The sequence below is a fragment of the Hoeflea sp. BAL378 genome, from assembly GCF_000759435.1.
GTDB lineage: Bacteria > Pseudomonadota > Alphaproteobacteria > Rhizobiales > Rhizobiaceae > Hoeflea.
Map to the genome: position 1 here is coordinate 97,118 of NZ_JRJG01000008.1, position 7,755 is coordinate 104,872.

Sequence of the window (7,755 nt, forward strand, 5' to 3'; positions counted from 1 at the left end):
CTATTAGTAAATGATCGAAACGGGAGAGGCGGCCATGACGGAGGAAAAGACCATGGGGTGCTCGGCGCAGGCCGGGGCGGGCGGCTGTCCGGTTTCGCCGCAGGCCGCCGCGTTCGATCCCTTCGCCGCGAGCTATCTCGCCAATCCGGCCGAAGCGCTCCGGTGGTCGCGCGAGCAGGAGCCGGTGTTCTACAGCCCCGAACTCGGCTACTGGGTCGTCACCCGCTATGACGACGTCAAGGCGGTGTTCCGCGACAATGTCACCTTCTCGCCGTCGATCGCGCTCGAGCGCGTGGTGCCACCAAGCGCCGAAGCGGTTGAGACGCTCAAGCGCTACAACTACGCCATGAACCGCACGCTGGTGAACGAGGACGAGCCGGCCCACATGGAGCGGCGGCGGGCGCTGATGGATCATTTCCTGCCGGAGAACCTCATCGAGAAGGAAGAGATGATCCGCAGGCTCACCCGCGAGAAGGTCGATGCCTTCATCGACCGCGGGCGGGTGGACCTGGTCAAGGCGATGCTGTGGGAAATCCCGCTCACCGTGGCGCTGCATTTTCTCGGCGTGCCGAAGGAGGACATGGACGCGCTCAGGGAATTCTCGGTCGCGCACACGGTCAACACCTGGGGCAGGCCGACGCCGGAGCAGCAACTCAAGGTCGCCGATTCGGTCGGGCGGTTCTGGCAATATGCCGGAAAGGTGCTCGACAAGATGCGAACCGAGCCCGACGGTGCCGGCTGGATGCACCATGCCATCCGCAAGAACGCCGAGGTGCCCGAGATCGTCACGGACTCCTATCTGCATTCGATGATGATGGCGATCATCGTCGCCGGACATGAAACCACGGCGCTCGCCAGCACCAACGCGCTCAAGCTGCTGCTGTCCAACCCGCTGGTCTGGGCGCGGATCTGCAAGGACCCGGCGCTCATCCCCAATGCGGTGGAAGAATGCCTGCGGCTCGAAGGCTCCGTCGTCGCCTGGCGGCGGCAGGCGACGCGCGCCACCGAGATTGCCGGTGTGGCGATCCCCAAGGACGCCAAGCTCTTGATCGTCAGCGCCTCGGCCAATCACGATCCGCGCCATTTCGAGAATGGCGATTTTCTCGACATCTACCGCGACAGCGCGGTCGAGCACCTCACTTTCGGTTATGGCAGCCACCAGTGCATGGGAAAGAATTTCGCCCGGCTGGAGATGCGGATCTTCATTGAGGAACTGACCCGGCGGCTGCCGCACATGCGCCTCGTCGCCGATCAGGAGTTCACCTATCTGCCGAACCTGGCGTTTCGCGGTCCCGAGCGGCTGCTGGTCGAATGGGAACCGGCGCAGAACCCGGAACGCTCCGATCCCTCGATCGCCGGGCGCGCGGTCTCGTTTCCGGTCGGGGCGCCGTCGAGCAAGGAGATTGCCCGCAGCGTCCGGGTCGCCGGCATCAGCGACGCCGCCACCGGAATCAAGCTCGTCCGGCTCGAGGATCCGGACGGCATGGAGCTTCCTGCCTGGACGCCCGGCGCCCATATCGACCTCATCCTCGGCGAGTTCTCGCGCAAATATTCGCTGTGCGGCGATCCCGCCGATCCCGGCTACACCATCGCGGTGCTGCGCGAGGACCAGGGCCGCGGCGGCTCGCGCTTCGTCCACGAGCATCTGGCGCCGGGCATGATGCTGCGCATGCGGGGACCGAAGAACTATTTCCGGCTAGAGGACGAGGCCGAGCGCCACCTGCTCGTCGCCGGCGGGATCGGCATCACGCCGATCATCGCCATGGCGGACCGGCTCAAGGCGCTGGGCCGCGACTATGAGGTCCATTATTGCGGAAGGACGCGCGCGGCGATGGCCTTCGCCGACCGGCTGATCGCCGACCACGGCGCCAACACGGTGCTGCATGTCTCGGCGGAGGGCAGCCGCGCCAGCCTGGCGTCCCTCCTTGAGGGGGTGAGCGCCGGCACGCGGATCCATGCCTGCGGGCCGCAGGGCCTGCTCGAGGAACTCGAAGCCCTGTGCCGGCACCTGCCCGACGGCACATTCAAATGCGAGGCCTTCAGCACCGGGCTGGAGGGCGGCGCCCATGAAGATGACGCGGAGTTCGAGGTGGAGCTCGAGGATTCGGACCTGACGCTGACGGTTCCCGCCGGGCGAACGCTGCTGGAGACGGTCCGCGCCGCGGGCATCGACGTGCCGAGCGACTGCGAGGAGGGGCTGTGTGGCTCCTGCGAGGTGGGCGTGCTCGAGGGCGCCATCGACCATCGCGACAAGGTCCTCTCGTCAGCGGAAAGGGCCGAGGGCAAGCGGATGATGGCCTGCTGTTCGCGCGCGGCGGGGGCGAGGCTGCTCCTGGCGCTCTGAGCGGCAGGTCCCGGCGGCAGCCTGTGCGCGCAAGGGCCTTTGCGGCAGGGCGGCGAACAGCGCAGTTGATCCCGTCGCGCCGCGCGGCTATCAGGTGAGGCGAGACGGAACCAGGCCCAATCGCCGAAGGCGGACCGGTGCATGCCCAAACTGCTCATTGTCACCGACGCCTGGCACCCGCAGATCAACGGCGTGGTGCGGTCGATCGAGAACCTGGTGCGCGAGCTCGGGCCGCTCGGCGTCGAGGTCGACATCCTTTCGCCGGCGGAGTACCGCACCGTGCCCTTGCCGGGCTATCCGGAAATAAGGCTGGCGCTGGCCACGCCCTGGGGCGTGGCGCGCCGCATCGCCCGCTCCAATCCGGATTTCATCCAGATCGCCACCGAAGGCCCGCTGGGGCTGCTGGCGCGCCGCGCCGCGCTCAGGCGCAACGGCTTCACCACGAGCTACCACACCCGCTTTCCCGAATATGTCTCGGCCCGCTATCCGGTGCCCGAAAGCTGGCTCTATGTCTTCATGCGCTGGTTTCACAACGCCGGACTTGGCTGCCTGGTCGCCACCCAGAGCCTGCGGGAGGAGCTTGCCTCAAAGGGCTTCCGCAACCTGCACATCTGGTCGCGCGGCGTCGACACGGAGCTGTTTCGTCCTGATCGCCCCGCGCCGTTCGATCTTCCCCGGCCGGTGTTCCTGCATGTCGGGCGGATGGCGGTGGAGAAGAACGTCGAGACGTTCCTGGCCATGGACCTGCCCGGAGCCAAGCTGGTGGTCGGCGGCGGACCGAAGCTCGAGGAGTTCCGGGCGCGCTATCCGGAGGTGACCTTCACCGGCGCCAAATCCGGGGCGGAGCTGGCAGCCCTCTACGCCATGGGGGATGTCTTCGTGTTTCCCTCGCTCACGGACACGTTCGGGCTGGTGCTGCTCGAGGCTCTCGCCTCGGGCGTGCCGATCGCCGCCTATCCCGTCACCGGGCCCAGGGACATCCTCGGGGACAGCGGCGCGGGCGTCCTCGATTCCGATCTGCGCAAGGCGGCGCTCGCCTGTCTCGACGTGCCCCGGGAAAGGGCCCGCGCCCGCGCGCTCGAGTTCTCCTGGCAGGCCTGCGCGGTCCAGTTCATGGAGGCGATCCATGCGAGCTACGGCGTGGCCGGCCCAGGGCGCTCGCGCTGAAAGCCTTTCCATCCGGCGCTTGCGCCGCGCGGCGCCGGGCAGGCCGCCCGGAAAAGTGCGCCGGCGCAAGAGTTCTTGAGCGATTGCAAAGACTTATTCATTCAACATTAACATGATCCGGGCATTCTGCACCGCAGCATGATGCGATCAAACCCTGCGGGAAATGACCCCTGATCCCGCATTCCGGCGACTTTTTTCAACCGCCTGTCGAGGGCGGACTTTTTCGAACCTGTCTTTAGGCCGGCCAGAGCCGCGCCCCCACGAAATTGTTGTCGGACTGATGATTAGCAAGCAACGGAATTGACGATGCGGAAAGATATCCAAAGACCTTTGCCTGGCGCCGGCGTCGAGCTCAAGTTCACGGCCATCGTTCTGGGCCTTGCCACCCTTCTGGTTCTGCTGAACTACGTTGGCAGCCTGGTCAGTCCGGACGGCGACGCGCGCACCGCCTTCGCCGGCATGGTCCTGGTCGCCCTGACGGTTCCTGTCCTTGCCATCCTCGTGACCTCGGTCCTGGCCCTGCGCAGCCAGATCCTGGCCCTGAAGAAGAAGCACGGGCTGGTGCTGGCGCAGTTCGAACGCGATGCCCTGACCGGGGTGAGGAACCGGGAAACCTTCCTGGCCGACGCCCAGAAGGCCCTGAGCTCGCGCGCGCCGCGCAACTATGCCGCCCTGTTCCTGGTCGACATCGACCATTTCAAGCAGGTCAACGACACCCATGGCCACCCGGCCGGCGACGAGGTGCTGATGTTCTGCGCAAGGCAGTTGCGCCTGCATTTCAGCGATGCGCTGGTCGGCCGCCTCGGCGGCGACGAGTTCGGCGTGCTGATCGAGCACAGCGATCCGATCACGACGGCCTATGCCCACGGCCTGTGTGCGCAGGTGGTCGAAGGGCTCAGGCAGGGCGTCGGCTTCGGATCCAGCCGCCTGTCGGTCTCGGCCTCGATCGGCATCGCCCTGGCGCCCTCCCACGGCAAGACCTGGAGCTCGCTGTTCGCCAATGCCGACATGGCGCTCTACGCCTCGAAGAAGCGCGGCCGCGCCTGCTCGACCATCTTCGAAGAGGACATGATGAGCGATGTCCGCAATGAACGGGCGCTGGTGCGCGAGCTGCGGGCGGCGATCCTGCTCAAGCATCTCAATGTCGCCTACCAGCCGATCGTCAACGGCAAGGGCGAACTGGTCGCCTACGAGGCGCTGCTTCGCTGGCATCATGCGCTCAGGGGTGTCATTCCGCCGGACGTGTTCATTCCGGTGGCCGAACGCTCCTCCATGATCGCCGAGATCGGCTATTACGTGCTGCGCCAGGTCTGCCGCGACATGCCGAAGCTGCCCTCGGTGCACATCAACGTCAATCTGTCGGCGAACCAGATCGCTTCGCCCGACCTGCTTGACCGGATGCTCGAGATTCTCGAGGAAACCGGCACCGATCCGCAGCGCATCGTCATCGAAATCACCGAAAGCGCCTCGCTCGCCGCCAATGCGACCAATGCCGCGCATCTCAAGGCGCTGCAGAACCGCGGCTTCCGCATCGCGCTGGACGATTTCGGCATGGGCTATTCCGAGTTCAACCAGTTGCGGGCGCTGCCCTTCGACGTCATCAAGATCGACAAGAGCTATATCCGCGCGCTCGGCACCGATGTGGTGACCGACGTGTTCGTCAACGCCGTGGTCGAGATCGCGCGCAGGTCCGGCAAGGTGGTGGTCGCGGAAGGCATCGAAACCGAGGATGACAGGCTGCGCGCCATCGCCGCCGGCTGCCATGGCTTCCAGGGCTATCTCTTCGGCAAGCCCGAATTCCTGGAGAACGCGGCGTCCCGCCAGGCCCTGCAGCACGGGTTCGCGACGACGGAGCCTCTCTCCGGCCAGACCGCGGCATAGCGGTCCCGACCCGGTGCGGAGGATCGGCGCCGCCCTCGGCGCCGATGGCGGGCGGCTTTCACAAATCCGTCATGTCAATGTCATGAAGCTGCAATCATGGCCGTGGCACATCACCCGGGATCAAACCCGGGAGATTGCCCTATGTCACGTCTGCTTTGCTTCACTTCAGTTCTTGCATTGATTGCCGGCTCCGCGCACGCCGCGGACATGAATTTCAACCGTGTCGCCTCCTTCGCCACGCCGCTCAACATGGCGGCCGGCGAGGACCAGGCCCGCACCACCTCCGCCGAGATCATCACCGCCACGGAAGACGGCATGCGCCTTCTCTACACCGACAGCCCGCTGGGCGTGGTCGGCATGATCGACATCACTGACGCCAAGGCGCCCAAGCCGCTGGGCAATATCGAGATGGGCGGCGAGCCGACCTCGGCAACGATCATCGGCAAAACCGCCTTCGTCGCCGTCAACACCTCCGAGAACTATGTCGCCGTCGGCGGCAAGCTGGTGACGGTCGACCTCGACGCCAAGTCGATCGCCTCCGAATGCGATCTCGGCGGCCAGCCCGACTCCATCGCCAAGGCCAAGGACGGGTCGTTCCTGGTGATCGCCATCGAGAACGAGCGCGACGAGGAACTCAATGACGGCCAGTTGCCGCAGATGCCGGCAGGCCAGGTCGCCCTGATCGACGTCAAGGACGGCACGGCCGATTGCGCCAGCCTGCGCTTCGCCGATGTCACGGGTCTTGCCGAGATCGCGCCGGAAGATCCGGAGCCGGAATTCGTCGACGTCAACGGACTTGGCGAGACCGTGGTCACGCTCCAGGAGAACAACCACATCGTGGTGCTCGATCGCGACGGCAAGGTCCTCTCGCATTTCTCCGCCGGCATGGTCACGCTCGAGAATGTCGACCTGACCGACGAGCGCGGCGCGCTCAACTTCACCGAGACCCAGGCCGACCGCAAGCGCGAGCCCGATGCGGTGAAGTGGATCGACGACGATCATTTCGCCATCGCCAACGAGGGCGATTATGAAGGCGGCTCGCGCGGCTGGACCATCTTCAACAAGGACGGAACCGTGGTCTATGATTCGGGCACTTCGTTCGAACAGGCCGTCATCGAAATCGGCCACTATCCCGACAAGCGCTCGGACGCCAAGGGCGTCGAGCCGGAATCGATCGAGACCGGCACCTTCAACGGCGTGCCTTACGTCTTCGTAGGCGCCGAACGCGCCTCGGTCATCGGCGTCTATGACGTGAGCAACCCGGCGGAACCGGTGCTCAAGCAGATCCTGCCCTCGGGCATCGCGCCGGAAGGCATCGTGGCGATCCCCTCGCGCAACCTCATGGTCTCGGCCAATGAAGCCGACCTGATCGAGGATGGCGGCGTGCGCAGCCACGTGATGGTCTATGAGCAGTCGGAAGCTCCCGCCGCCTATCCGCAGATCACCTCCGCAGGCGCCGACAGCCTGATCGGCTGGGGCGCGCTTTCGGGACTGGCGGCTGATCCGGAGGCCAAGGGCACGCTCTACGCCATCAATGACAGCTTCTACGGCTTCCAACCGCGGATCTTCACCATCGACGCCACCCAGACCCCGGCGCGCATCACCAAGGCGCTGGACATCACCCGCGCCGGCGCGCCCGCCCAGAAGCTCGACATCGAAGGCGTGACGCTCGACGGCAAGGGCGGCTTCTGGCTCGCCTCGGAAGGCAATACCGACAAGCTCGTTCCGCACGCCCTCTACAACGTCAACGCCAAGGGCGTGATCAAGAAGGAAATCGCCCTTCCGGCCGAACTGCTCTCCCAGGAGATCCGCTTCGGCTTCGAGGGCATCGCCCGCGCAGGCGACGTCTTGTGGATGCCGGTGCAGCGCCCGTGGAAGGACGACGCCAAGACCGAGGTCAAGCTCGTCGCCTACAATCTCGAGAGCGAGGAATGGGGCGCGGTGCGCTATCCGCTGGATGCGGCCGCCGAGGGGGCCTGGGTCGGCCTGTCCGACATCGCCATCCATGGCGACTACGCCTACATCGTCGAGCGCGACAACCAGATCGGCGACAAGGCCGCGGTCAAGAAGATCTACCGCGTGGCGCTGAGCGAGTTGGTTCCGGCGCCGCTCGGCGGCGAACTGCCGCTGGTCGCCAAGGAAGAAGTTCGCGACCTGCTGCCTGATCTCAAGGCGCTCAACGGCTATGTCGTCGACAAGGTCGAGGGCCTCGCCATCGACGCCGACGGCACCGCCTATGTCGCCACCGACAATGACGGCGTGGACGACAGCTCCGGCGAGACGCTGTTCTTCACCGTCGAGGGCATGGCTTCGGCGTCGAACTGACGGCGCCGATCCTCACGGATCCGAAACAGAACGGCCGG

Annotated in this window: 4 protein-coding genes; all 4 read left to right on the forward strand. The window is 65.8% G+C overall.

Annotated features, from left to right (window positions below; all coding sequences use genetic code 11):
• Window positions 1-34: 34 nt before the first annotated feature.
• The 4 genes from LL06_RS02945 to LL06_RS02960 all read left to right on the forward strand — a co-directional run bounded on the left by LL06_RS02945 (window position 35) and on the right by LL06_RS02960 (window position 7,717).
• Window positions 35-2,344, forward strand: a complete 2,310-nt coding sequence (locus LL06_RS02945; RefSeq protein WP_201772301.1) for a cytochrome P450/oxidoreductase — start codon at window positions 35-37, stop codon at window positions 2,342-2,344.
• Between the two features lie 141 nt (window positions 2,345-2,485).
• Window positions 2,486-3,511, forward strand: coding sequence for a glycosyltransferase family 1 protein (locus LL06_RS02950; protein WP_035521914.1), 1,026 nt, complete (start codon window positions 2,486-2,488; stop codon window positions 3,509-3,511).
• 306 nt (window positions 3,512-3,817) lie between these two features.
• A complete protein-coding gene (locus LL06_RS02955) occupies window positions 3,818-5,392 on the forward strand; it encodes an EAL domain-containing protein (protein WP_081963611.1) in 1,575 nt (524 codons plus the stop codon).
• A gap of 141 nt (window positions 5,393-5,533) precedes the next feature.
• Window positions 5,534-7,717, forward strand: coding sequence for an esterase-like activity of phytase family protein (locus LL06_RS02960; protein ID WP_035521916.1), 2,184 nt, complete (start codon window positions 5,534-5,536; stop codon window positions 7,715-7,717).
• Window positions 7,718-7,755 lie beyond the last annotated feature (38 nt).

What these genes read in the sequence shown, in the direction of transcription:
- LL06_RS02945 (WP_201772301.1), top strand. Translation starts at nt 35, where the DNA reads ATGACGGAGGAAAAGACCATGGGGTGCTCGGCGCAGGCCGGGGCGGGC.
- LL06_RS02950 (WP_035521914.1), top strand. Translation starts at nt 2,486, where the DNA reads ATGCCCAAACTGCTCATTGTCACCGACGCCTGGCACCCGCAGATCAAC.
- LL06_RS02955 (WP_081963611.1), top strand. Translation starts at nt 3,818, where the DNA reads ATGCGGAAAGATATCCAAAGACCTTTGCCTGGCGCCGGCGTCGAGCTC.
- LL06_RS02960 (WP_035521916.1), top strand. Translation starts at nt 5,534, where the DNA reads ATGTCACGTCTGCTTTGCTTCACTTCAGTTCTTGCATTGATTGCCGGC.